The organism is Actinomadura graeca (assembly GCF_019175365.1).
GTDB lineage: Bacteria > Actinomycetota > Actinomycetes > Streptosporangiales > Streptosporangiaceae > Spirillospora > Spirillospora graeca.
This window is the reverse complement of the sequence record NZ_CP059572.1, coordinates 505,306-530,408: the sequence shown is the minus strand read 5'-3', so window position 1 is coordinate 530,408 and position 25,103 is coordinate 505,306. Positions and strand designations below refer to the sequence as shown.

Below are 25,103 nucleotides of genomic sequence, written 5' to 3'. Positions count from 1 at the left end.
CGCACGGCACGGGCCGCAGGACGATCGAGCGAGGGAGCCACATGAGGGTGCCGAACGATCCGGGAGCGGCGGTGTTGTCCGGCCCCGGCACCTGGGAATCGCGGCTGGAGCGGCGGGTCGCCGCCGCGTACGCCACCGACGGGCAGCTGCGCGCGGCCGCCCCCGACCCCGCGGTCGCCGCCCGGCTCCGCACGCCCGGGCTCCGCCAGACGGAGATCATCGCCGCCGTCCTGGGCGGCTACGCCGACCGGCCGGCGCTCGGTCAGCGCGCGGTCGAGGCCACCGTGGACCCGGTGACCGGCCGGAGGGCGCCGCGGCTGCTGCCCCGGTTCGACACGATCACCTATCGCGAGCTGGCGGCGCGCGTCGGCGCCGCCGCCGGGGCGCTGGGGCACGGCACGGCGCGTCCGGTGCGTCCCGGTGACCGGATCGCCATCGCCGGCTTCACCGGCATCGACTACACGGTGCTCGACCTGGTGTGCCCCCACCTCGGCGCGGTCTGCGTCCCGCTGCCGTCGGACATGCCGGACGCGCAGCTGGCGGCGACGCTGGCCGAGACCGCGCCGCGGGTGCTCGCGGTGACACCGGCCCTGCTGGCGCGGGCCGTCGGCCACGTGCTCGCCGGGCCCGCGCCCGCTTTGCTGCTGGTCTTCGGGCACCACCCCGGCGTCGACGACCACCGGGACGCGGTGGAGGACGCCCGCCGGAGGCTGGCCGAGGCGGGCAGCCCGGTGCCGGTCGAGACGCTGGACGCGCTGATCGCACGCGGGCGCGCGGGACCGGCGGTGGCCGCGCACGTCCCGGCCGCGGGGGAGGACCCGCCGGCGCTGCTGCTCTACACCTCGGGCAGCACCGGCACCCCCAAGGGGGCGGTGTACTCCGACCGGCTGGCCGGGCAGTTCTGGGGATCGCGGCGGCAGATCCCCGCGCTCTGCTTCACCTACATGACGATGGGCCACGGCGCCGGGCGCGGCGCCACCTACAGCGCCCTGGCCCGCGGCGGCACCGTGTACTTCACCGCGCGCGAGGACAAGTCGACGCTGTTCGAGGACATCGCGCTGGTCCGTCCGACCGAGATGCCGTGCGTCCCCCGGCTGTGCGAGCTCGTGTTCCAGCGTTTCCACGGCGAGGTGGCCCGGCGGATGGCGGCGGGCGAGGACCGGGCCCGCGCCGAGCGGGAGGTGACCGCCGGGATGCGCGGCCGGGTGCTCGGCGACCGGCTGCTGATGCTCGTCTGCGGGACCGCGCCGCTGTCGGCGGAGCTGCGGGCGTTCACCGAGGCGCTGCTGGACCTGGAGGTGCACGACGGCTACGGCTCGACCGAGGCGGGCGGCGGCCTCCTGTTCGACCACCGCGTGCAGTCCCCGCCGGTGCTCGACTACCGGATCGCCGACGTGCCGGAGCTGGGCTACTTCCGGACCGACCGTCCGCATCCGCGTGGTGAGCTGCTGCTGAAGACCACCCTGATGTTCCAGGGCTACTACGGGCGGCCCGACCTGACCGCGGGCGTGTTCGACGCCGACGGCTTCTACCGGACGGGCGACATCGTCGCCGAGACCGGGCCGGGCCGCCTGGTCCCCGTGGACCGCCGCAACAACGTGGTCAAGCTCGCGCAAGGCGAGTTCGTCGCGGTCGCGGCACTGGAGGCCGAGTTCGCCCGCAGCCCCCTGATCCGGCAGATCTTCCTGTACGGCGGTGCCCGGCATCCCTTCCTGCTCGGCGTGGTCGTCCCCTCCGACGCGGCCGCGCACCTCGGCGGCGCCGACGAGGTGAAGGCGGGGATCGGCGCGTCACTCCGGGAGATCGCGCGCGCGGCGCGGCTCGGCCCCGCCGAGATCCCCCGGGACCTCGTCATCGAGCCCGAGCCGTTCTCGGCCCGGAACGGCCTGCTGTCGGAGGTGGGCAAGCCGCTGCGGGCCGCGCTGACCCGCCGCTACGCCGACCGGCTGGAACGGCGCTACGCCGACATGGCCGCGCAGCAGGCCGCCGAGCTGCGCGCCCTGCACGTCTCCGGCGCCGGACGCCCGACACCGGAGACGGTGGCCCGCGCGGCCCGCGCCGTCCTCGGGGGCGGCGAGGAGCGGACGCGCCCGGACACCCGGTTCACCGACCTCGGCATGGACTCCCTGGCCGCGCTCGAGTTCGCCACGCTGCTCACCGGGATCTTCGGCGTGGAGGTGCCGGTGAGCACGATCCTGGGCCCGGCCACCGACCTCGGGTGGCTGGCGGCGCACATCGATCAGGAGCGCGCCGCCGTCGCGCGGCGGCCCACCGCGGCCTCGGTGCACGGCACCGGGTCGTTCCGGGGGGCGCGGGGGACACAAGGGACCGGCCCGGCGGTCCGGGCGGCCGACCTCATCCTGGAGGCGTTCCTGGACGCCGGCACGCTCGCCGCCGCCCGCGCGCTGCCCCCCGCGGCCGTCCCGGCCCGGACGGTCCTGCTCACCGGCGGCAACGGCTACCTCGGCCGGTTCCTCTGCCTGGAACTGCTGCGGCGGGCGCGCGCCTCCGGCGGCACGGTGGTCTGCCTCGTCCGCGGCCGTGACGCCGAGGCCGCCCGCGGGCGGCTGGACGCCGCCTTCGACAGCGGCGACCCGGAGCTGCTGTCGGAGTACCGGGACCTGGCCCGGCACCACCTCGCCGTGCTGGCCGGCGACGTCGGCCGGCCGCGGCTCGGCCTGCCGGAACCGGACTGGCGGCGCCTCGCGGAGACCGTGGACCTGATCGTGCACTCCGCCGCCCACGTCAACCACCTGCTGCCCTACGCGCAGCTGTTCGGCCCCAACGTCACCGGCACCGCGGAGATCATCCGCCTGGCGCTGACCACGCGGCGCAAGCCCGTCGCCCACCTGTCGACGGTGGCGGCCACCGACCAGGCCGGCGCGGCGGCGCTGGACGAGGACGACGACATCCGCCTGGTCAGCCCGGTGCGGGTGGCCGACGGCGGCCACGCCGGCGGCTACGGCACCAGCAAATGGGCCGGTGAGGTGCTGCTGCGCGAGGCGCACGAGAAGTGCGGGCTGCCCGTAACGGTGTTCCGCCCGGCCATGATCGGGGCGCACACCCGCTACACCGGGCAGCTGAACACCGCGGACACGTTCACCCGCCTGCTGTTCAGCCTGCTCGTCACCGGCGTCGCGCCGAAGTCCTGGCGGCACCCCGGGGACGACGCCGGACGTCCCGCCCGGGTCGAGGGCCTTCCCGTCGACGTCACCGCGGCGGCGGTCGCGGCACTCGGAGCCCGGACGGCCGAGGGCTGGCTCACCTACCACGTCATCGACCCGCACACGGGCGGCATCGACCTGGACGAGGTCGTCGACCGGCTGATCGCGACCGGCCATCCGATCCGGCGCATCGACGGGTACGCCGACTGGCTCACCCGCTTCGAGGGCGCCCTGCGCGCCCTGCCCGCGCACCGGCGGGCGCTGTCCGTGCTGCCCGTCCTGGACGCCTACCGGCAGCCGGTCCGTCCCGGCCCGGTGCTGTCCGCGGCGCGCTTCCGCGCGGCGGTCCGGTCCGCGCGGCCCGGCCCCGGCGATGACGTCCCCGGGCTGACCACCGCGCTGATCGACAAGTACGTCGACGATCTGAGACGGCGCCGCCTCCTCGACGGCCCGCCCCCCGGCCGGTGACCGGCCACCGCGGGGCGGCGGCCGGGGCGGCCGGCGGCGCCAGGGAGGACGGGAAGATGACGGGACCACGGGTGCCCCTGCCCGTATACGTGCTGGCCTTCGCGGTCTTCGCGCAGGGCACCTCCGAGCTGATGCTGTCGGGCCTGCTGCCCGGCGTCGCCGCGGACCTGCGGGTCTCGGTGGCCGCGGCCGGGCTGCTGGCCTCCGGCTTCGCCGCGGGCATGGCCGTGGGCGCCCCGCTGCTGACCGCGGCGACCCTGCGCTGGCCGTACCGCCGGGCGCTGCTGGCGTTCCTGTCGGCCTTCGTGCTGGCCCATCTCTTCTGCGCGGCGGCACCCGGCTACGGCGCGCTGATGGCCGGCCGCGTCCTCGGCGCGGTCGCCTACGCGGGCTTCTGGGTCTCGGCCATGGTCGCCGCGGTGCGGGTGGTGCCCGCGGAGATCAAGGGCCGCGCCCTGGCCGTGGTGTCCAGCGGCCTCGCCGTGGCCACCATCGTGGGCGTCCCGCTGAGCACCGTCGTCGGCGACGCGTTCAGCTGGCGCACGGCGATGCTGGCGGTCGCCGGGGCGACCGCGCTCGCGGCCGTGGGCATCGTCGTCTTCCTGCCGGAAGGCCGGGGCACCGGCGCGGAGCGGCCCGACCTGCGCCGGGAGCTGGCCGTGTTCACCGATCCCCGGCTGTGGCTGACCTACCTGGCCGCGGCGCTGTCGGCGGCGCAGGGCACGGCCATCGCGACCTACCTCGGCGCGCTGCTGATCGGCGCGGCCGACCTGCGGCCGGGCCGGGTGCCGGTCGCGCTGGTGATCGCCGGTGTCGGCGCGCTGCTCGGCCTGGCGGCCGGAGGCCGGTTCGCCGACCGGTGGCCGTTCGCGACGCTGCTGGCCGGGTTCTCCGGCGCGGCCGCCGCGTCCGTGCTGCTGGTCCTCGGCGCCGGACGCCCCGTCACGGCCGTGCTCTGCGCGACCGCCCTGCAGTTCTTCGGATGGTCGCTCAACCCCGCGGTGAACGTCCGCGTCTTCACCTACGCCGCGGCCGCCCCGTCGCTGGCCGGCGCCGCGAACATCACCGGCTTCAACATCGGGATCATGGCCGGCCCGGCGCTCGGCGGCCTGCTGATCGCCCTCGGCGGCCTGCCCGCGGTGGGCTGGGCCTCGGCCGGGTTCGCCCTGGCCGGCCTCGCCGCCGCGGGCGGCTCGTACCTGCTGCGCGGCGAGGAGGCCGAGCCCGCACAGGCCACCCTCCCCGTGGCTCGCTGACCCGCCCGGCGGGGACCGGTCACCCCCGTCCGGCGACCCTCCACGCGAACCGGGCACCCCCGGTCACATTCCCTTCCAAGCCCACGAAAGGACCGCGCCAAAACGATCACTTCGCCCGCATTCACCCGGTTCACGTCATGGCCTTTACGCGCCCGTACAACGGGCGCAAGATCAAGGTGCTCCTGCCCCTCGCCCGCACCAGGAGGCGACGATGCGCCGCATCATCTCCCTAGTGGCCTGCACCGGTATCGCGGCGGCCTTGACCCTCGCCCCGCACGCGGAGGCGTCGCCTCCGATCAGCAAAAGCGAATGCGCGACGGTGATCCCCGCCCGCTCCGCCATCGTGATCTGCGTGAGCGTCGCGAACGGCCAGGTGAGCGCGTCGTTCTACCTCGTCGACTCCGCGGACGTCACGTCGACGTCCTACCTCCTGAAGGAGTGCGACGCCCAGCAATGCACCGAGCTCCCCGCCAAGGACACCGTCCCCGCGCAACCCGGAAAGACCTACGCCACATGCGGTAACGCCACTTACCAAGGCACCCCCTACACGGCCTGCACCCAACCCGTCCCCGCCTGACCCCACCGCCCCACCCCGCCGGGCCACGCGTCTGTACCAGTGGCGCGACAGCCGTCGCCGTCAGAGCCAGCCGCTTTTGCGGAGGCGGCGGAACAGGAGGGTGCACAGAACGGCCATCGCGCCTATGACCAGGGGGTATCCGAAGGTCCAGTGCAGTTCGGGCATGTCGTCGAAGTTCATGCCGTAGATCCCCGCGATGGCCGTGGGCACCGCGATGATCGCCGCCCAGGCGGAGATCTTCCGCATGTCGTCGTTCTGGCGCTTCCCGAGCAGGGCCAGGTGCGCCGTCAGGACGCTGTTCAGCAGCTCGTTGTGCGCGTCGACCTGGCCGTCGACGAGCAGGAGGTGGTCCAGGACGTCGCGGAAGTACTCGCGGGTGCCGCCGCACTCGGCGACGCGGCCCTTCACGATGTCCTGGAGGACCGGGACGAGCGGGTCCTCGGCGCTGCGGAACTCCAGCACCTCCCGCTTCAGCGAGTAGATCTCCGCGGTGACGTCCCGGGCACCCGGATCGAACACGGCGCGCTCCAGGCCGATGATGTCCACCTCGACCTCGTGGACGACGAGGCCGTACCGGTCCACGATCTCGTCGCACACCGCGTAGAGGACGGCCGTCGCGCCGTGTTTGAGCAGCTCCGGCGACTCCTCCAGCCGCTTGCGGACGGGCCCCAGCGGGTTCCCCGCGCCGTGCCGGACCGTCACCACGAAGTCCTGGCCGAGGAACACCATGATCTCGCCGACCTCGATGTCGGACGTCTCGTCGATGTAGGAGAGGGTCTTCAGCACCACGAACAGCGTGTCGTCGTAACGCTCCATCTTCGGGCGCTGGTGCGCGGACACGGCGTCCTCTGCGGCCAGCGGATGCAGCCGCAGCTCGTCGCGGACGAGCTCGAACTCCGCCTCGTCCGGCTCGAACAGCCCGATCCACACGAAGCACTCGCCGTCCGCGCGGGCCAGGTCGAAGGCGTCGCTGATGTCGCCGTCGATGTCGCTGCGCGCGCCGTTCGCGTAGATGGCCTTGTCCACGATCACGCCACGCATTCTCCCGCATCCCCGGCGCACCCGGGTACGCCGCCGTGATCACCCGGTGTCCGCGATCTCCTAGAGTGCAGGATGTGACGACCCTTCTCCTGCTCAGGCACGGCCTGACCGCCATGACCGGGCCCGCCCTCGCCGGCTGGACCCCCGGCGTCCACCTGGACGAACGCGGCCGCGCGCAGGTGTCGGCGCTCGCCCGGCGGCTGGAGCCCGTCCCGCTCGCCGCGATCGTCTCCAGCCCCCTGGAGCGGTGCGTCGAGACCGCCGACGCCGTCGCCGCCGGACGGCCCGGACCCGCGGGCAAGGTCGAGACCGACGACCGGTTCGGCGAGGTCAGGTACGGCGACTGGACCGGCCGCCCCCTCAGGGAACTCGCCGAGGAGCCGCTGTGGCGGGTCGTCCAGGCGCACCCCAGCGCCGTGCGCTTCCCCGGCCCGGACGGGGAGGCCCTGGCCGCCGCGCAGCACCGCGCCGTCGCCGCCGTCCGGGAGTGGAACGCCCGGATCGCCGCCGAGCACGGCGACGACGCCGTCTACGCCGTGTGCAGCCACGGCGACATCATCAAGGCCGTCGTCGCCGACGCCCTCGGCCTGCACCTCGACCAGTTCCAGCGCATCCACGCCGATCCCGCGTCCCTCACCGCCGTCCGCTACACCGAGCTGCGGCCGTTCGTCGTCCGGCTCAACGACACCGGCGGGGACGTCGGCGATCTGCTGCCGAAGCCCCCGGGCGACGGCGGTTCCGGGTCGAGTGACGCGCCCGTGGGCGGCGGCGCGTAGGGTCGAGACATGCCCGTCATCTCCTACGACCTGCCGGACAGGTTCATCGCCGGCGCCGTCGGCCGGCCGGGGGACCGCGCCTTTTACCTGCAGGCCCGCTCGGGCCGCCGCATCACCAGCGTCGGCCTGGAGAAGTTCCAGGTGACGCTGCTGGCGGAGCGTCTGGAGGAACTCCTCGACGAGGTGCTGCGCCGCAGCGGCGGCGACGCGCCCGTGCCCGCGGTCACCCCCTCCGAGCTGCGCGATGACGATCCCTTGGACCAGCCCGTCGAGGAGGAGTTCAAGGTCGGCACCATGGCCCTCGCCTGGGATCCCGACGACGAGCAGGTCGTCATCGAGGCCCAGGAGGTCACCGAGGGCGACGACGACGCCGAGGTCGGCGAGGACGACCCCGCCATCGCCGTCCTCCGCGTCCGTATCAGCGCCGCGCAGGCCCGCGCGTTCGCCGAGCGCGCCCTCCAGGTCGTCGCCGCCGGACGCCCCCCGTGCCCCCTGTGCGGGCTGCCCCTGGACACCGAGGGCCACGTCTGCCCGCGGCAGAACGGATACCTCGGCTGACATGCCGCTGTACTGGATCATGAGCGCGCCTGCCGGGAGAATGAGAGCATGACGCAGTCCTCCCGGGACCGGGCCACCGCCGGCGACGGTCCCCCCGGGCGCACGGTCTCCCCCCGAGACGCCGCAGCCGCCGAGAGCCTCCTGCTCGACGGGCGCCTCTCCGTCGAGGGACGGCTCGTCCAGGCGTCCAACGCCACCCTGTACTGCTCCGTCGAGCACGACGGCGTCAGCGCCAACTGCGTCTACAAGCCCGTCGCCGGTGAACGCCCCCTCTGGGACTTCCCCGACGGCACCCTCGCCGAACGCGAGGTCGCCGCCTACGAGGTCTCCAAGGAGATGGGGTGGAGCACCGTCCCCCCGACCGTCCACCGTGACGGCCCCTACGGCCCGGGCATGGTCCAGCTGTGGGTCGAACCCGACCCCGGCATCGACCTCGTCGCCCTGTCCCGCTCCGACGAGGACCCGATCCGCCGCATGGCCGTCTTCGACGCCGTCGTCAACAACGCCGACCGCAAGATCGGCCACCTCCTCCCGCCCGGCGACGGCCACGTCTACGGCTGCGACCACGGCGTCTGCTTCTCCGTCGAGTACAAGCTCCGCACCGTCCTCTGGCAGTGGCGCGGCAAACGCCTCACCCCCGAGGCCCTCGAAGCCCTCACCCGGGTCTCGGCCGCCCTCAGCGGCGGCGCCCTCGCCGCCCGCCTCACCGAACTCCTCACCGCCGAGGAGGTCGACGCCGTCCGCCGCCGCGTCGATCTCATGCTCAAACACCGCATCCACCCCTATCCCCCCGAAGACTGGCCCGCCATCCCCTGGCCGCCGCTGTAGTCCGAAGGGCGACCCCGAGGCCGCGGGCGGCCGGGGGTGGTGCTGCAATTGGGTGCATGTGTACGGCGATCGTCAGTTTTGATCCCTCCTCGCCGGTTCCTGTGCTCCTGGTGGGCGTGCGCGACGAGTTCCTCGCCCGTTCCTGGGAGATGCCCGGACGGCATTGGAAGGAGCGGCCGGGGCTGGTCGGCGGGCTGGATCTGCGGGCCGGGGGGACGTGGCTGGCGGTCGACCCGGAGGCGCCGCGGGTCGCGACCGTGCTGAACGGGCGGGGGCGGATGGCGGCCGAGGACGGCCGGGCGTCGCGGGGGGAGCTGCCGCTGCGGCTGGCGGCGGACGGGAAGCCGGGCAGGATCGACCTGCCCGCCTTCGACCCGTTCCACCTCGTCTGCGCCGAGGCCGACCGGGTGCGGATGTGGAGCTGGGACGGCGGGACGATGGTGGAACGGTCCCTCGGGCCGGGGCTGCACCTGGTCGTCAACAGCGGGCTGGAGGGCGAGGGCCAGCTGGAGGGGCAGACCGAGGACGCCTACATGTCGGCGCGGCTGGGGCACTTCCGGCCCCGGCTGGAGGAGGCGGCGCGTCCCGTGCCGGGGGAGGGGCCCGCGGGCGAGGCGTGGGGCGCCTGGTTCCCGCTGGTGAACGGGGACGGGCTGGCCCGCGCCGACCACAGGGCGCTGCTGCCGGTGCTCGACCTGGGCGAGGGACGGGTGTGGGGCACGACGTCGGTCAGCCTGATCGCGCTGACGGCGGGCGGGGTGCGGTACGACTTCACCGCGGTGCCGGGCGACCCGGCCTCGTGGGGCCGGGTGCTCTGACCGCTTTCCCGGCGTGCGCGTGACCGTCGGTGCTAGCGTGGCTACTTCGTGCGACCTTCGCGTGCGGGGAGTCCGGGATGGCGCAAGGGGGATGGGCGGCGGTCCCGGATGCGCCGGAGCCGGTGCGGGGGCTGTCCCCGGCGCGGCTCGCGTGGCGGCGCTTCAGGCGTGACCGGGCCGCGCTGGCGTCCCTGACGGTCCTGTCCCTCGTCTTCGTGTTCGCGCTGATGGCGCCGCTGTGGGCTCGGTGGACGGGTCACCCGTACGACGCCACGTTCCCCCGCACCGGCCTGGACGCCGACGGGCTGCCGCGCGGGCCGGGCGGGGAGTTCTGGCTCGGCGCCGACCAGCTCGGCCGGGACGTGCTGGTGCGGGCCGCGTACGGGGCGCGGATCTCGCTGCTGGTCGGGGTCCTCGCGGCGCTGCTCGCCGCCGCGGCGGGGACGTGCGTCGGGACCGTCGCCGGGTACGCGGGCGGCGCGGTGGACGCGCTGCTGGCCCGGCTGATGGACGTGACGCTCGCGCTGCCGTACCTGCTCGTGGCGATCATGCTGGCGACGACGTTCCAGGTGTCCTCGCCCCGCGCGAGCCTGGCGATGACGGTGCTGGTCATCGCGTTCTTCTCCTTCGCGGCGTTCGGCCGGGTCGTGCGCGGCCAGGTGCTGTCGCTGCGGCGGCGGGAGTTCGTGGACGCGGCCCGCGCGCTCGGCGCGTCCAACGCGCGGATCATCGTCGCGGACGTGCTGCCGAACCTGGCGGCGCAGGTCACGGTGCTGACCTCGATGCTGGTCCCGGCGTCGATCGTGTTCGAGGCGACGCTGTCGTTCCTCGGCGCGGGGGTGCGGCCGCCGATGCCGAGCTGGGGGTCGATGCTCGGGGAGGGCGGCGAGGTGTTCCGGACGGCCTGGTGGCTGCCCGCGGCGCCGGGCGTCCTGCTGCTGCTGACCACGCTGTCGTTCAACCTGCTCGGCGACGGGATCCGCGACGCCCTGGACCCGCGCGGCGACCGGCCGGGCAGGGGGTGAGCGGCGGTGCCGCGCTTCCTCGCCGGGCGGCTGCTGCACGCGGTGGCCGTGGCGTGGCTGGTGTCCACGCTGGTGTTCGTGTTCCTGCACGTGTCGCCCGTCCCGGTGGAGCGGGTGATCGGCGGGCCGCGCGCCACCGCCGAGACCCTCGGCCGGATCCGCGGGACCCTGGGCCTGGACGAGCCCGTCCTCGTCCAGTACGCGCGGTTCATGCGGCGGCTGCTGTGCGGGGACCTCGGCGACTCCTACGTCAGCGGCGCCCCGGTGGCCCGGCTGATCGCCGAGCGGCTGCCGACGACGCTGTGGCTGGTCGCCGGCGCGGGCGTCCTGTGGTTCGCCGGCGGCATCGCCATCGGCGTGCTCGGCGCGGCGAGGGCGCGGAGCGTGTGGGACCGGGCGGCGACGGTGCTGGTGCTGGCCGGCCTGTCCACGCCGCCGTTCGTGATGGCCCTGGCGCTGCTGCACCTGTTCGGCGGCGGCCCGTTCGAGGCGGGGCCGCCGCTGCAGGAGCACTTCCTCCAGCGGATGGTCCTGCCGTGGATCGCGCTGGCGTCGCTCATGGTCGCGACCTACACGCGCCTGACGCGGGGGGCGATGCTGGACGTCCTCGGGGAGGACTACGTCCGCACGGCGCACGCCAAGGGCCTGACGCGGCGGCGGGTCGTCTGCCGGCACGGGCTGCGCGCGGCGCTGGCCCCCGTGGTCACCCAGCTCGGCGTCGACCTCGGCGCGCTGGTCGGCTCGACGATCGTCACCGAGAAGGTGTTCGGGCTGCAGGGCGTGGGACAGCTCGTCTACCAGTCGATCGCGCTCGGCGACACCCCGGTGATCATGGGGGTGACGCTGCTGGTGACGCTGTTCGTGGTCGCGGCGAACCTGCTGGTGGACGTCGGGTACTCCGCCCTGGACCCGCGCGTGCGGCCCTCGTGACCTGCGTGTCCCCGGCCGTCCGGACACTCACCGCCTATCACGGTCATCTCGGAGTAATCCCACCGACCGGGCATGGATAAGCTTTCCGTATGCGATCGTGGCACGCCTCCGATGTCCCCAGCCTCTCCGACGCGGGGCTCCCCGCCGCGACGCGGCCGCTGCGGCTGCACGACACCGGGTCGGGCGCGGCGCGGACGGTCGAGCCGCAGGCGACGGCACGGATGTACGTGTGCGGCATCACCCCCTACGACGCCACGCACATCGGGCACGCGAACACCTATGTGGCGTTCGATCTGGTGAACCGGATGTGGCGGGATCTCGGGCACCCCGTCCATTACGTCCAGAACGCCACGGACGTCGACGACCCGCTCCTGGAACGTGCCCGGCACACCGGCGAGGACTGGCGGTCGCTCGCCGACCGGGAGATCCAGCTGTTCCGCGACGACATGGCGGCGCTGCGGGTCCTGCCGCCCGACCACTACGTCGGCGCGGTCGAGGCGATCCCGCTGATCGTCGAGATGATCGAGAAGCTGCGCGCCAAGGACGCCACCTACGAGGTCGGCGGCGACATCTACTTCCCCATCGCGACCGACCCCGACTTCGGGCGGGTCAGCGGCCTCGGCCGCGCGCAGATGGCCCCCCTGTTCGCCGAGCGCGGCGGCGACCCGGACCGGCCCGGCAAGCGCGACCCCCTTGACGCGCTGCTGTGGATGGCGCGGCGGCCCGGCGAGCCCGGGTGGGAGTCGCCGTTCGGGGAGGGGCGGCCGGGGTGGCACGTGGAGTGCTCGGCGATCTCGGTGGAGTACCTCGGGATGGCGTTCGACGTGGAGGGCGGCGGCTCGGACCTGGCGTTCCCGCACCACGAGATGGGCGCCTCGCACGCGCAGGTCGCGACGGGGGAGCGGCCGCACGCCCGCTCCTACGTCCACGCGGGCATGGTCGCGCTGGACGGCGCGAAGATGTCCAAGTCGCGGGGGAACCTGGTGTTCGTGTCGCGGCTGCGGAGGGACGGCACCGACCCGATGGCGATCCGGCTGGCGCTCCTGGCCCACCACTACCGCTCCGACTGGGAGTGGACGGCGGCGGAGCTGGAGACGGCGCAGGCGCGGCTCGGGAGGTGGCGGGCGGCGGTGGCGCGCCCGGCGGGCCCGGCGGCGGCGCCGGTCGCGGACGCCGTCCGCGCGCACCTGGCCGACGACCTTGACGCCCCGGCGGCGCTGGCGGCGGTGGACGCGTGGGCCGCAGCCGCGGGCGACGACGCGTCCGCGCCGTCGCAGGTGGGGGCGCTCACCGACGCGCTCCTCGGCGTCAAGCCCTGACGGCCGCCACCTGGCGCGCCGGTCCCGGCGGCGGTCCCGGTCCGGGCGGCGCGCCCGCTCCGCGTGGCGCGCCCGGTCAGCCGGGGTCGCGGCGCCGCAGGTAGCGTTCGAACTCGCGGGCGATGGCGTCGCCGCTGGCCTCGGGCAGCTCGGTCGCGTCCTTCTGCTCCTCCAGGGTGCGGACGTACTCGGCGACCTCGGAGTCCTCCTCGGCCAGCTCGTTGACGCCGTTCTCCCAGGCGCGCGCCTCCTCGGGCAGCTCACCGAGGGGGACGGTGACGTCCAGGAGGTCCTCGACGCGGCGCAGCAGCGCCAGCGTCGCCTTCGGGGACGGGGGCTGCGCGACGTAGTGGGGGACGGCCGCCCACAGCGACACCGTGTCGAGGTCGGCCTTGCCGCAGGCGTCCTGCAGGACGCCGAGGATCCCGGTGGGGCCCTCGTAGCGGGCGGGCTCCAGGTGCAGGGTGTTGACCAGGCCCGCCTCGGACGCCGCGCCGGTGACCGGGACCGGGCGGGTGTGGGGGGCGTCGGCGAGCAGCGCGCCGAGGAGGACGACGTTGCGCACGTCCAGCTCCAGCATCAGCCCGACCAGCTCCCGGCAGAACGAGCGCCAGCGCATGTTCGGCTCGATGCCGTGCACGAGGACCACGTCGCGGCCGTTGGGCAGCCGCGCCCAGGAGATCCGGGTGGTGGGCCAGGTGATGCCGCGGGTCTCCCCGTCGACCATCTCGACGATCGGGCGGGTGACCTGGAAGTCGTAGTAGTCGTCGGGGTCGAGCTCGGCGATCGGCACCGCCTCCCACGTCGACTCCAGGTGCTGGATGACCCCGCTCGCGGCCTCGCCGGCGTCGTTCCACCCCTCAAAGGCGGCCACGAGCACCGGATCGACGAGTTCCGGCACGCTTTCGAGCTCGACCACGCGCTGCCTCCTTCCGACGTCGGTACAGCGTCACCGCGGGGGCCCGTCATTCCCGGGGGCGGGGGGTCCCGCTCATGATCGGTGGCTGTCAGCCTACGTCCTGACACTGACCTACCCCAGCCTTCCGGCGCCAGACCCCGCCCTGTACGCCCGGGGCGGAACGAGGGTCACGATCGGGTCACTTGCCGTCGGTGGTGTGGACGATCAGCACGTCGCACGAGAGACGGCGCGAGAGGCCGGCGGGGACGGAGCCGAGGATGCGGCCGGCGAAGCTGTTGAGGCCCCGGTTGCCGATCACCACGAGGTCGGCGGAACGTTCCCGGGCCAGCGTGGAGATGACGTCGACGGCGTCGCCCTGCACGGCGGCCTGCTCGATGCCGGTGGCGCCGGCGGCGGCGGCCCGGCGCCGCGCGGCGCGCAGCGCGTCCTCGGCGGGGGTGGCGCCCTGCACCTTGTAGGCGAGGTCGCCGAGCCGGTCGGCGGCACTGGCCCGCTCGCGCTCGGGCATCGGGCTGTAGGCGGACGCGAGCAGCAGGGTGGCGCCGGTCGCGGCCGCCAGCCGCGCCGCGCGGTCCACCGCGCGGAACGAGGAGTCCGAGCCGTCGGTGCCGACGAGGATGGTGCCGTAGGCGCTCATGCCACTCCTTACCCGTTGGTAGTTTTCGGGCACGCTACCGTTCCGGTGCCCCGTCCGTCACCGTCCGCAGCCTGGATAGGCTGGGATCTTCCAGACATTCCCGAGGCCGGGTGCTCCGGTACCGGCGGTTCTGCGATGACGTGGGGAGCGACGTGGGGGGCACAGGCGGGGACGCGGCCGGGGACGCGGCCGGGGGCGGCGCGGGGCGGCTCCAGGCCGTCCTGTTCGACATGGACGGGCTGCTGATCGACTCCGAGCGCCTCTGGCTGGAGGTCGAGTCGGAGGTGATGGCCTGGCTCGGCGGGACGTGGACGCCCGCGCACCAGGAGCGCCTGGTCGGCGGGTCCCTGGACGTCGCCGTGGCCTACATGCTGGAGCTGACGGGGTCGCCGGCCCCGCCCGGGGAGGTCGGGCGGCGGATGCTGGACGGGATGGTCGAGCGGCTGAGCACGTGCGTGCCGCTGATGCCCGGCGCCAAGGACCTGCTCACCGGGCTGCGGGAGGCGGGCGTCGCCACCGCGCTGGTGTCCTCCAGCCACCGCAGGCTCATCGAGCCGGTGCTGGACGCGATCGGCCGCGGGCACTTCCGGCTGAGCGTCGCCGGCGACGAGGTGGAGCGCACCAAGCCGGCGCCCGAGCCGTACCTCACCGCCACCGCGCGGCTGGGCGCGGACCCCCGCCGGTGCGTGGTGCTGGAGGACTCCCCGAACGGGGTGGCCGCGGCCGAGGCCGCGGGCTGCGTCACCGTCGCCGTGCCGGGCGTGCTGCCGATCCCGCCGGCGCCGGGGCGCACGGTGGTGCGCTCGCTGCGCGAGGTGACCCTGGAACGGCTGTCGTCGCTGGTGGCGTGAGGCCGCGCGCGGGGCGGGCGCGTTCCCGCTCCACAGGTTCGACGTCCAACCGTTGCCCGATGTTGATCTCCGCCGGGACGGCGGTGCCCCCGGCGGGGTAGCGGCCCCCTGCTACCCCGGGGGCGGTCCCTAGGGGACGGGTCCCGCCGGAGGAGGAGGCGCGGGCCCCGGCAAACCGTCCGGCGGTAGGAGCGGCATCGGCGCCGGGACGTGTGACGATGGGAGGAGCATCACCGCACGGAGTGAGGGGCCGGCATGAGCGACGCAGCCATTTTCGCGATCAGTCTTGGAGTGACCCTGGTCGGGCTGGTCACCAGCTGGGGGGTCTACCGGCGCCGGGGAGCGGCGTCCGGCATGCGCGGCGCCGCGCTGTCGCTGGTGCCGCTGGCGGCGGCGATGACGGGGGTGACCGAGTTCTTCGTCGACCTGGCCTTCAGCCCGGTGAAGTGGGCGGGCGTCGCCGTGGCGGGCCTGGCGGTGCTGCTCTACCTGACCTCGGGCGCGATGCTGAGCCGCCGCGCGGGCAACGCGGGCGGTGACGGCAGGGCCGCCGGGGGTGGCGGGCGGCGGAAGCAGGCGGGGAGCGCGCCCAAGGGCAAGGGCGCGGTGGGCGGCGCGCAGCCGTCCGGTGACCCGGAGCTGGCGGAGATCGAGCAGATCCTCCGCAACCGCGGCATCTCCTGATCTTCCGGGCCGTCCCCCGGGGGGCGGGCGGCCCGCGCGTCACGGTCCGGCGGCGGGCCGGGCGTTCCTGGTGATCATCGCCTTGCGCGTGTGCGATCCTGGGGGCGTCCCGGCCCGCCGTTTTGTGCGCGCGAAGCGGCTGACCTGCGGACGATCGATCTCGGAACGGACTCAGTACGGTAAAGCTTCCCGGTCTAGACCGGTTTCGTGTTGCCGTCCAGGGTGTCGGCGTACGTACTATTCGGGCGATTTGCCGGAAGTGTTGTGCGGCACGTGTGCCCGAGATGACGACGAGATCACAAGTCAGATACGGGTACTGGCGAAGCCCGCCTCACGGATGGACAGTCGTGCCCGAAGGACTACGTTTCCCTTCAGCAAACACGGCGTAACGGGCACGGGGGCCGCGGACGATCTTCGCCGCCGCCCGGACCGCGTACGCCGGCGGCCAAGTGGCCCGAAGGGCTAGGAGGTACGGAGCGTGACCGCACCGATCGAGGTGTCCGGAGCGGAGGGCGAGGCCCAACCGGACGCCGTCCTCGCGGGCGTCGATCGCAAGGCGATCCAGGGTCGTTCCCTCGGACAGATCGCCTGGCTTCGGCTCAAGCGCGACAAGGTCGCCATCGCGGGCGGGATCGTGGTGCTGATCCTGATCGTGTTGTCGCTGCCCGGCGTGACCGGCCTTGTCACCGGCTGGTTCGGCAGCCCGCCCAACGATTTCCACCAGAACCTGGTGGACGCGACGCTCGGCGGCCCCACCAAGCCGCTCGGCGGGATGAGCGCCGACCACATCTTCGGCGTCGAGCCCATCAACGGGCGCGACCTGTTCAGCCGCGTCCTGTACGGGGCGCGTGTCTCCCTGCTCATCGGCGTGCTCGCCACGCTGGTGTCGGTGGTCATCGGCACGATCATGGGCATCACCGCCGGGTACTTCGGCGGCTGGGTGGACACGCTGATCGCCCGCACGATGGACGTGTTCCTCGCCTTCCCGCTGGTGCTGTTCGCGATCTCGCTGGTGGGCGTGATCCCCAACAACCTCGCCGGGCTGGAGGGCAACAACCTGCGGATCGCGATCCTGGTGTTCATCATCGGGTTCTTCAACTGGCCCTACATCGGCCGGATCATCCGCGGGCAGACCATGTCGCTGCGCGAACGCGAGTTCGTCGACGCCGCGCGCAGCATGGGCGCGCGCAACTCCTACATCCTGTTCAAGGAGATCCTGCCGAACCTGGTCGCGCCGATCCTGGTGTACTCCACGCTGCTGATCCCGACCAACATCCTGTTCGAGGCAGCGCTGTCGTTCCTCGGTGTCGGCATCAACCCGCCCGATCCCTCGTGGGGCGGGATGCTGTCGCAGGCCACCGAGCTGTACTCGGTCGCCCCTCACTTCGTGATCGTCCCCGGTCTCGCCATCTTCATCACCGTGCTGGCCTTCAACCTGTTCGGCGATGGGCTGCGCGACGCCCTGGACCCACGGGCCCGATGACCCCGGCGAACGTCCGGTCTTAGCGAAAGGGAATCGATGAAATCTCCCAAGGTGGTGACCAGTGCGGCGGCGGGGATCGTCGTCCTGGGCCTCGGGCTGTCCGCCTGCGGCGGCGGTGACGACGAGGGCGGCGGCGGTACCGGAGGCTCCAAGTTCGACGCCGGGTCGACGGCGGTCGTCAACGCCTCCGACCACAAGGGCGGCGTGCTGAAGTTCGCTCAGCCGGACGACTTCGAGTCGCTGGACCCGGCGAACATCTACTACGCCTACGGGCTGAACTTCGTCCGGATCTTCTCCCGCAGCCTGATGACCTACAACTCCAAGCCGGGCAACGAGGGCACCAAGATGGTCCCCGACCTGGCGGAGGCGCCGGGCGTTCCCAGCAACGGCAGCAAGACCTGGACGTACAAGCTCAAGCGGGGCGTCAAGTACGAGGACGGCACCGAGATCAAGGCCAAGGACATCAAGTACGGGGTCGCGCGGACCTTCGACCGCAGTGTCCTGCACAACGGCCCGTCCTACTTCCCGCAGCTGCTGGCCGCCGACGGGTACAAGGGCCCCTTCAAGGACAAGAACCTTGAGAACTTCAAGGGCGTGTCCACCCCCGACGACTACACCGTGGTGTTCAACCTGAAGTCGCCGTTCAGCGAGTTCGACCAGGTGGTCGGCTTCTCCGGGCAGACCGCCCCGGTCCCGGCGGCGAAGGACACCGGCGCCCGCTACGGCATGCACCCGGTCTCCAGCGGCCCGTACAAGCTCGAAGGCGACTACACCCCGAAGAAGGGCGGCACCTGGGTCCGCAACACCAACTGGGACCCGGCGACCGACCCGAACCGCAAGCAGCTCCCCGACAAGATCGAGGTGCAGTCGGGCCTGAAGGCGGAGGAGATCGACAGCCGCCTGCAGGCCGGCACCGTGCAGGTCGACCTCCCCGGCTCGGGTGTGCAGGCCGCCGCGCGGCAGCAGATCCTGACCAACCCCAAGCTCAAGGCCAACGCCGACAACCCGCTCGCCGGGTTCCACTGGTACGTCCCGATCAACGTCAAGAACATCCCGAACATCGAGTGCCGCAAGGCGATCGTGTACGCGGCGGACCGTTCGGCGATGTACCGGGCGTACGGCGGCGAGGTCGGCGGGCAGGTGTCGACGTCGATCCAGCCGCCGTCGGTGCAGGGCCGCGAGAAGGGCACCGACTTCTACACCAAGGCGGACCCGACCTACACCGGCGACCCGGCGCAGGCCAAGGCGGCGCTCGCCAAGTGCGGCCAGCCCAACGGCTTCTCCACCACGATGATCTTCCGGAGTGACCGGCCGAAGGAGAAGGCCACCGCCGAGGCGCTGCAGCAGTCCCTCGCGAAGGTCAACATCAAGATCGAGCTGAAGGGGTACCCGTCGGGCACCTACACCAACGAGCAGCTCGGCGCGCCGAAGTTCATGGCCAAGGAGAAGATCGGCCTCGGCACCTACGGGTGGGCGCCGGACTGGAACACCGGCTACGGCTACCTGCAGCCGGTCTCCGACGGCGACGCGATCGTGCCCACCGGCAACGCCAACCCGGAGGAGCTGAACGACCCCGAGGTCAACAAGCTCTGGGACGACGTCGTCAAGGTCCAGGACGCCGCGGGCCGCGCGAAGATCTACAACCAGATCGACGGGAAGATCCGCGAGCAGGCCGCGATCCTGCCGAACGTGTACGCCAAGTCGCTGCTCTACCGCCCGACGAACCTGACGAACGTGTACTTCCACGCGGGCTACGGCATGTACGACTACGCCAACCTCGGCGTCACCGGCTGAGCGCGGTTCCCGAGCTACCTGAGAGAAGGCAGGTGAAGGCATAGGACGGTCGCCGGGGGGATCCCCCGGCGGCCGTCTGGGCCGGACACTGTGGTCGCATTCATTGTTCGCCGCCTGCTGGGCGCGGTGGGGCTGCTCCTCATCATCAGCGCGGTGACGTACGCCATCTTCTTCCTTGTCCCGCGGGCCGCGGGCGTGACCAGCGACGACATCGCGGGCCGCTTCGCCGGCAAGCAGCCGGACGCGGCCACCCTCGCCGCGATCAAGGACCGCTTCGGGCTCGACGATCCGATCCCGGTGCAGTACGGGAAGTTCATCAAGGCGATCGTCGTGGGCGACACCTACGACACCGGCACCGAGGAGATCGACTGCCCGGCGCCGTGCCTCGGCTACTCCTTCCGCACCAACCAGTCGGTGACCGACCAGATCGTCGACCGCGCCCCGGTCACGTTCATGATCGCCATCGGTGCGGCGGTGCTGTGGGTGCTGGCGGGCGTGTCGATCGGCGTGGTGTCGGCGCTGCGCAGAGGCACGATCTTCGACCGCGCGGCGATGGGCATCGCGCTCGCGGGCGTCTCGCTGCCGATCTTCTTCACGGGCCTGCTGTCGCTCGCGTTCGTCGTCCACCGATGGGAGATCCTCCCGGCGGTCAACTACAATGACGTGACCGACAACCCGTTCAACCTGCTGCTCCCGTGGATCTGCCTGGCGTTCCTGTACGCGGCGTTGTACGCGCGGCTGACGCGGGCGGGCATGCTGGAGACGATGAACGAGGACTTCATCCGGACGGCGCGCGCGAAGGGCCTGCCGGAGAAGACGGTGGTGGTCAAGCACGGGCTGCGCGCGACGCTCACCCCGATCATGACGGTGTTCGGCCTGGACATCGGGCTGCTGCTCGGCGGCGCGATCATCACCGAGAAGACGTTCTCGATTCCCGGCCTCGGCCAGCTGGCGCTGGACGGGGTGAACCAGAGCGACCTGCCGGTGGTGCTGGGGGCGACGCTGACGACGGCGTTGTTCATCGTCCTCGCCAACCTGGTCGTGGACGTCCTGTACGGGGTCGTCGACCCGAGGGTGAGGCACAGCTGATGGCGCGCAGGAAACCGGCCGAGCTGGTGAACGGCTCCGCCGAGACCGCGGCGGGGCGCGGGGCCCCCACCTCCTTCCTGGAGGTCCGCGACCTGAGGATCCACTTCCCGACCGACGACGGCCTGGTGAAGTCGGTGGACGGGCTGTCGTTCTCGCTGGAGCGGGGCCGCACCCTCGGCATCGTCGGCGAGTCGGGCTCGGGCAAGAGCGTGACGAGCCTCGGGCTGCTGGGGCTGCACAACCGCCGCAACGCGACCGTGTCGGGCGAGATCTGGCTGGACGGCACGGAGCTGGTCGGCGCGCCCGCCGGGCAGGTCCGCAGGCTCCGCGGCCGGAAGATGGCGATGATCTTCCAGGATCCGCTGTCGGCGATGCACCCGTTCTACACGGTGGGCCATCAGATCGTCGAGGCGTACCGGGTCCACAACGACGTGTCCAAGCAGGTGGCGCGCAAGCACGCCATCGACATGCTGGGCCGGGTCGGCATCCCCAAGCCCGACAAGCGGGTGGACGACTACCCGCACCAGTTCTCCGGCGGCATGCGGCAGCGCGCGATGATCGCGATGGCGCTGTCGTGCGACCCGGAGCTGCTGATCGCCGACGAGCCCACCACCGCGCTGGACGTGACGGTGCAGGCGCAGATCCTCGACCTGATCCGGGACCTGCAGCAGGAGTTCAACTCCGCCATCATCATGATCACCCACGATCTGGGGGTGGTCGCCGAGCTGTCGGACGACATCCTGGTGATGTACGCGGGCCGCTGCGCCGAGTACGCCGCGGTGGACGACGCGTTCCACCGCCCGCTGCACCCCTACACGTGGGGGCTGCTCGGGTCGATGCCGCGGCTGGACCGGGAGCGCACCGACCGGCTGATGCCCATCAAGGGGACGCCGCCTAGCCTGATCAACGTCCCGGCGGGCTGCGCGTTCAACCCGCGCTGCGCCTACTGTGACCTGACGGGCGGCAAGAGCACCACCGAGCGGCCCGAGCTGCTGGAGGTCGAGCCCGGCCACAAGGCGGCCTGCCATCTCCCGCTGGACAAGCGGCGGGAGATCTGGGACTCCGAGATCCGGCCGAAGCTGTGACGAGCACGGGTGGGAACGAGACTGTGAGCACTGAGAACACCACGGCGGGCGGCACCGCCGCCGAGGCCCCCTCCGCGGCGTCCGCCACGGCCCCCGCGCAGGCGCCCGCGGAGGCGTCCCCGGCCACCGCCACGGCCCGCGACGCCCGTCCGGTCCGGGACGGCGAGCCGCTGCTGGAGGTGGAGAACCTCGGCAAGCACTTCCCCGTCACGGCGGGCCTGCTGCGCCGGCAGGTCGCGGCGGTCAAGGCCGTCGACGGCGTGTCGTTCTCGGTCCGCAAGGGCGAGACGCTCGGGCTGGTCGGGGAGTCGGGCTGCGGCAAGTCCACCACCGGCCGGATGATCATGAGGCTGCTGGACCCGAGTTTCGGGAAGATCACCTTCGAGGGCGAGGACATCACGGCGATGTCCCAGGGGCGGCTGCGGCCGCTCCGCCGCGACCTTCAAATGATCTTCCAGGATCCGTACTCGTCGCTGAACCCGCGCAAGACCGTCGGCGCGATCGTCGGGGCCCCGTTCCGGCTGCAGAAGATCGAGGCCAAGCAGGGCGTGAAGAAGGCCGTCCAGGACATCCTGGAACTGGTGGGCCTGAACCCCGAGCACTACAACCGGTACCCGCACGAGTTCTCCGGCGGGCAGCGGCAGCGCATCGGGATCGCGCGGACGCTGGCGCTCAAGCCGAAGCTGATCGTCGCGGACGAGCCGGTGTCGGCGCTGGACGTGTCGGTGCAGGCGCAGGTGGTGAACCTGCTGGAGGACCTGCAGGACGAGCTCGACCTCACCTACGTGGTGATCGCGCACGACCTGTCGGTGGTCCGGCACATCTCCGACCGGGTCGCGGTCATGTACCTCGGGAAGATCGTCGAGGTGGCGGACCGGGCCGACCTGTACGAGCGGCCGATGCACCCCTACACCAACGCGCTGCTGTCGGCGGTGCCGATCCCGGACCCGAGCGAGCGCGGCGACCGGCAGCGGATCCGGCTGCAGGGCGACGTGCCGAGCCCGCTGGACCCGCCGCCGGCGTGCCGGTTCCACACCCGCTGCTGGAAGGCGCAGGACATCTGCAAGCAGGTCGAGCCGCCGCTGGTGGAGCTCAGCCCCGGCCACCAGGCCGCCTGCCACTTCCCGGAGAACACCACGGTCAGCGCGACCGACGAGGTCGCGCGCGCCGCGGTGGCCCCGGCCACGGGGGCGGGCACCGCCGCCGCGGCCGCGGCCGACGATCCCGAGCCGGAGTCCTGACCCGGCCGCTCCCGCCTCCAGGACGCGCCGCCCGCGCGTCCTGGACCTGGTCCGCACCGTGATGAAGGCCCGTCCCCCGCGCGGGGACGGGCCTTCACGCGTCCGCAGGGCCAGGGGGCCAGGGGTCAGGGGTTAGGGGACAAGGGCCAGGGGGCGGGGGCCGGGGGCGGCGCGGAGGCGGGGTCAGGGGGTGCGGGCGAGGGCGTCCCCGAGGGGTGTGCGCCGGTACAGCACCGCCCGCCCGGCGCGGGACCTTTCGAGCAGCCCGGCGCGGCGCAGGACCGCCAGGTGGTCGCCGACGGTGCCGGGCGCGACACCGAGGGCCCGGGCGAGCTGGGTGGTCCCGGCGGGTTCGGCGAGCGCGAGCAGGATCCGGGTGCGGGTGCGGCCGATCAGGGGGGTGAGCGCGCCGGGCCCTGCGGACGGCGACGCCTCCCACAGCGCGGAGATCCCCCGGGCCGGGTAGATCAGCGCGTACGGCCAGGGGTGCTCGTTGTGCGCGGCGATGCCCGGCCATACGAACACCGACGGGATGAGCAGCAGCCCTTGGCCGCCGAGGGGGATCGTCTCGGTGACGCCCATGCCGAGCAGCTCGATGCCGCCGCCGCGCCACCGCACGCGGGGGTGCAGGTCGCGCAGCGCCGCCTCCCAGCCGCCGTGGCTGAGCCGCCCGGCGCGGTGCAGGACGTCGCGTTCGCAGATCGCGCGCAGCCGCGGCCAGTCCGGCGCGAGCAGCGTCCGCCACGCGGTCTCCAGCGTCGCGGCGAGGACGGCGACGGCGTCGGGGCGTTCCAGGACCGCGCGGGCGCGCGCGCCGGCCGGGCGCACCGCCAGCGCGCGCTCGATGCCGTCGCGCGCCACCTCCGGCGGCGTGGCGCGGACGGCGGCGAGGTCGTCCTCGATCGTCTGGGCGAGGCCGCGGGGCGGCGGCGCCACGAACGCGGTGCCGCCCCGGTGGGACTGCAGGGCCAGGACGGCGTCCAGCTCCGTCCCGGCGCGCAGCGCGCGCAGCTCGGGCGCCAGCCGCGCCGCCCACGCCCCCGGCAGGGCCCGGTCGGACAGCCCGGTGAGTGCGCGCAGCAGCCCGTCCAGCTCGAACAGCGGCGACAGCGCGAACCGGCTGTGCAGCAGATCCTCCGCGGACACCTCGAACCGGATCACCCCCCGACCTTACGCCAGGGGACGTAAGCATCGCGGTGCCCGGCGGGCCGCGCCGACGCTGGCCCGATGACGGTGATCGGCAGGGGGGAGCGGCGCGCCGGGTACCGGGAGGCGCTGGCCGAGCCGCGGTTCCGGGTGCTGTTCGGCAGCCGGGCGCTGGCGATCGCGGCGGACACGCTGCGGATGATCGCGCTGTCGGTGCTGGTGTACGGCACGACCGGGTCGCCGCTGCTCGCGGCGGTCGCCTACGGCATCGGGTTCCTGCCGCAGCTCGCCGGCGGGGCGCTGCTGGGGTCGCTGGCCGACCGGCTGCGGCCCCGCCCGCTGATCTGGGGCGCGTACGCGGTGGAGGCGGCCGCCGCGGCGGCGCTGGGGCTGCTGGGCATGCCGGTGGCGGCGGCGCTGGCGCTGGTCGCGGTGGTGGCGTGCGCGACGCCGGTGTTCGCGGGCGCCTCCAACCGGCTCGTCGCCGAGGCCCTGGACGGCGACGCCTACGTGATGGGCCGGTCGCTGATGACGATGGCGTCGGCGGCGGCGCAGCTGCTCGGGCTGGCGTTCGGGGGGATCGCGGTCGCCGCGGCCGGCGCCCGGCACGCGCTGCTGGCGGCGGCGGCCGGGCATGTCGCGGCGGCGCTGCTCGTGCGGCTGCGGCTGCCGGACCTGCCGCCCCCGCCGCGCGCGGGCGGCGGGTCGGTGGTGGGCGACAGCTGGGCGGGGAACATGCGGCTGCTGCGCGACCCCGTCGTCCGGGCGCTGCTGCTGGCGCAGTGGCTCCCGCCCGCGTTCGCCGCCGGAGCGGAGAGCCTCCTCGTCCCCTACGCGGGGACCCGCGGGTACGGGGACGGGACGGCGGCGCTGCTGCTGGGCGGCTCGGCCGCGGGGATGCTGCTGGGGAACCTGGCGGGGGCGCGGCTGCTGGGCCCGGCGGCGCGGGAGCGGCTCGCGGTGCCGCTGATGGCGGTGTTCGGGCTGCCGCTGGCGGCGTTCGCGCTGCCGCTGCCCGCTGCGGCCGCGGCGGGCCTGCTGGTGCTGTGCGGCTGCGGGTTCGCCTACGAGCTGGGCATCCAGCGGCCGTTCGTGGACGCGCTGCCGGAGGAGGGCCGCGGGCAGGCGTTCGGGCTGCTGTCGACGGGCCTGATGACCGCGCAGGGCGTCGGCCCGGTGCTGCTCGGCGGCGCGGCGGAGGCGCTGCCGGTGGGGGAGACCCTCGCCTGCGCGGGCGCCGCGATCCTCCTCACGGCGCTGCTGCTGCGCCGCCCCCTGCGCCGCGCCCGCGTCACCGCCGCCGCCCCCGCCGCCCCGCCCGCGACCGGGCCCGCGGTGGGGGACGCCACCTGACCCTGCGGGGGCTCTGACCCGGCGGAGGGCTCTGACCCGGCGGAGGGCTCTGACCCGGTGG

22 protein-coding genes are annotated in these 25,103 nt (G+C 73.6%); 18 read left to right on the top strand and 4 right to left on the bottom strand.

Going from position 1 to position 25,103, the window contains the following annotated elements:
• The first annotated feature begins 41 nt into the window (after positions 1–41).
• From car to AGRA3207_RS02625, 3 genes are all read left to right on the top strand, one after another.
• On the top strand, positions 42–3,632 hold the full coding sequence (gene car / locus AGRA3207_RS02635) for a carboxylic acid reductase (RefSeq protein WP_231332950.1): 3,591 nt from the start codon (positions 42–44) through the stop codon (positions 3,630–3,632).
• A 56-nt stretch (positions 3,633–3,688) separates the two neighbouring features.
• A complete protein-coding gene (locus tag AGRA3207_RS02630; protein WP_231332949.1) occupies positions 3,689–4,888 on the top strand; it encodes an MFS transporter in 1,200 nt (399 codons plus the stop codon).
• Positions 4,889–5,099: 211 nt separating this feature from the next.
• On the top strand, positions 5,100–5,465 hold the full coding sequence (locus AGRA3207_RS02625; RefSeq protein WP_231332948.1) for a hypothetical protein: 366 nt from the start codon (positions 5,100–5,102) through the stop codon (positions 5,463–5,465).
• A 60-nt stretch (positions 5,466–5,525) separates the two neighbouring features.
• Here AGRA3207_RS02625 and corA read toward each other — a convergent pair whose 3' ends face one another.
• Positions 5,526–6,497, bottom strand: a complete 972-nt coding sequence (gene corA / locus AGRA3207_RS02620) for a magnesium/cobalt transporter CorA (RefSeq protein ID WP_476692276.1) — start codon at positions 6,495–6,497, stop codon at positions 5,526–5,528.
• Positions 6,498–6,580: 83 nt separating this feature from the next.
• On the opposite strand from corA, the gene AGRA3207_RS02615 reads away from it, so the two are divergent.
• From AGRA3207_RS02615 to mshC, 7 genes are all read left to right on the top strand, one after another.
• Positions 6,581–7,282, top strand: coding sequence for an MSMEG_4193 family putative phosphomutase (locus AGRA3207_RS02615; protein ID WP_231332946.1), 702 nt, complete (start codon positions 6,581–6,583; stop codon positions 7,280–7,282).
• Between the two features lie 9 nt (positions 7,283–7,291).
• The gene (locus AGRA3207_RS02610; protein WP_231332945.1) at positions 7,292–7,840 is read left to right on the top strand and encodes a DUF3090 domain-containing protein; all 549 of its coding nucleotides are present in this window, start codon (positions 7,292–7,294) and stop codon (positions 7,838–7,840) included.
• A gap of 48 nt (positions 7,841–7,888) precedes the next feature.
• Positions 7,889–8,668 (top strand): SCO1664 family protein, encoded by a 780-nt coding sequence (locus AGRA3207_RS02605; RefSeq protein WP_231332944.1) that lies wholly within the window; start codon positions 7,889–7,891, stop codon positions 8,666–8,668.
• A 110-nt stretch (positions 8,669–8,778) separates the two neighbouring features.
• Positions 8,779–9,486, top strand: a complete 708-nt coding sequence (locus AGRA3207_RS02600) for an NRDE family protein (RefSeq protein ID WP_338028254.1) — start codon at positions 8,779–8,781, stop codon at positions 9,484–9,486.
• Positions 9,487–9,563: 77 nt separating this feature from the next.
• A complete protein-coding gene (locus tag AGRA3207_RS02595) occupies positions 9,564–10,511 on the top strand; it encodes an ABC transporter permease (protein WP_231332942.1) in 948 nt (315 codons plus the stop codon).
• Between the two features lie 6 nt (positions 10,512–10,517).
• Entirely contained in the window at positions 10,518–11,441 is a 924-nt protein-coding gene (locus AGRA3207_RS02590; protein ID WP_231332941.1) for an ABC transporter permease, read from the top strand.
• Between the two features lie 89 nt (positions 11,442–11,530).
• Complete coding sequence (gene mshC / locus AGRA3207_RS02585; RefSeq protein WP_231332940.1) at positions 11,531–12,760, top strand: cysteine--1-D-myo-inosityl 2-amino-2-deoxy-alpha-D-glucopyranoside ligase; 1,230 nt, start codon at positions 11,531–11,533, stop codon at positions 12,758–12,760.
• Between the two features lie 76 nt (positions 12,761–12,836).
• Here the strand turns inward: mshC and AGRA3207_RS02580 are convergent, their stop codons facing one another.
• The gene (locus AGRA3207_RS02580; protein WP_231332939.1) at positions 12,837–13,679 is read right to left on the bottom strand and encodes a PAC2 family protein; all 843 of its coding nucleotides are present in this window, start codon (positions 13,677–13,679) and stop codon (positions 12,837–12,839) included.
• Between the two features lie 178 nt (positions 13,680–13,857).
• The gene (locus AGRA3207_RS02575) at positions 13,858–14,316 is read right to left on the bottom strand and encodes a universal stress protein (protein ID WP_231332938.1); all 459 of its coding nucleotides are present in this window, start codon (positions 14,314–14,316) and stop codon (positions 13,858–13,860) included.
• Between the two features lie 152 nt (positions 14,317–14,468).
• Between AGRA3207_RS02575 and AGRA3207_RS02570 the strand changes: the two genes are divergently transcribed.
• The 7 genes from AGRA3207_RS02570 to AGRA3207_RS02540 all read left to right on the top strand — a co-directional run bounded on the left by AGRA3207_RS02570 (position 14,469) and on the right by AGRA3207_RS02540 (position 22,543).
• A complete protein-coding gene (locus tag AGRA3207_RS02570; RefSeq protein WP_420830859.1) occupies positions 14,469–15,167 on the top strand; it encodes an HAD family hydrolase in 699 nt (232 codons plus the stop codon).
• A 255-nt stretch (positions 15,168–15,422) separates the two neighbouring features.
• Positions 15,423–15,851 (top strand): hypothetical protein, encoded by a 429-nt coding sequence (locus AGRA3207_RS02565; RefSeq protein ID WP_231332937.1) that lies wholly within the window; start codon positions 15,423–15,425, stop codon positions 15,849–15,851.
• Positions 15,852–16,329: 478 nt separating this feature from the next.
• Complete coding sequence (locus tag AGRA3207_RS02560) at positions 16,330–17,334, top strand: ABC transporter permease (RefSeq protein ID WP_231332936.1); 1,005 nt, start codon at positions 16,330–16,332, stop codon at positions 17,332–17,334.
• Positions 17,335–17,370: 36 nt separating this feature from the next.
• Positions 17,371–19,128: an ABC transporter substrate-binding protein gene (locus AGRA3207_RS02555; RefSeq protein WP_231332935.1), complete on the top strand. Its 1,758-nt coding sequence runs from the start codon at positions 17,371–17,373 to the stop codon at positions 19,126–19,128.
• A 90-nt stretch (positions 19,129–19,218) separates the two neighbouring features.
• On the top strand, positions 19,219–20,217 hold the full coding sequence (locus AGRA3207_RS02550; RefSeq protein WP_231332934.1) for an ABC transporter permease: 999 nt from the start codon (positions 19,219–19,221) through the stop codon (positions 20,215–20,217).
• Entirely contained in the window at positions 20,217–21,302 is a 1,086-nt protein-coding gene (locus AGRA3207_RS02545) for an ABC transporter ATP-binding protein (protein WP_231332933.1), read from the top strand. The genes AGRA3207_RS02550 and AGRA3207_RS02545 overlap by 1 nt, the downstream gene beginning before the upstream one ends.
• Positions 21,303–21,472: 170 nt before the next feature.
• Complete coding sequence (locus tag AGRA3207_RS02540; protein ID WP_231336209.1) at positions 21,473–22,543, top strand: ABC transporter ATP-binding protein; 1,071 nt, start codon at positions 21,473–21,475, stop codon at positions 22,541–22,543.
• Positions 22,544–22,726: 183 nt separating this feature from the next.
• Here the strand turns inward: AGRA3207_RS02540 and AGRA3207_RS02535 are convergent, their stop codons facing one another.
• Positions 22,727–23,704: a DUF5937 family protein gene (locus AGRA3207_RS02535; RefSeq protein ID WP_231332932.1), complete on the bottom strand. Its 978-nt coding sequence runs from the start codon at positions 23,702–23,704 to the stop codon at positions 22,727–22,729.
• A 66-nt stretch (positions 23,705–23,770) separates the two neighbouring features.
• On the opposite strand from AGRA3207_RS02535, the gene AGRA3207_RS02530 reads away from it, so the two are divergent.
• Entirely contained in the window at positions 23,771–25,042 is a 1,272-nt protein-coding gene (locus AGRA3207_RS02530) for an MFS transporter (RefSeq protein ID WP_231332931.1), read from the top strand.
• Positions 25,043–25,103 lie beyond the last annotated feature (61 nt).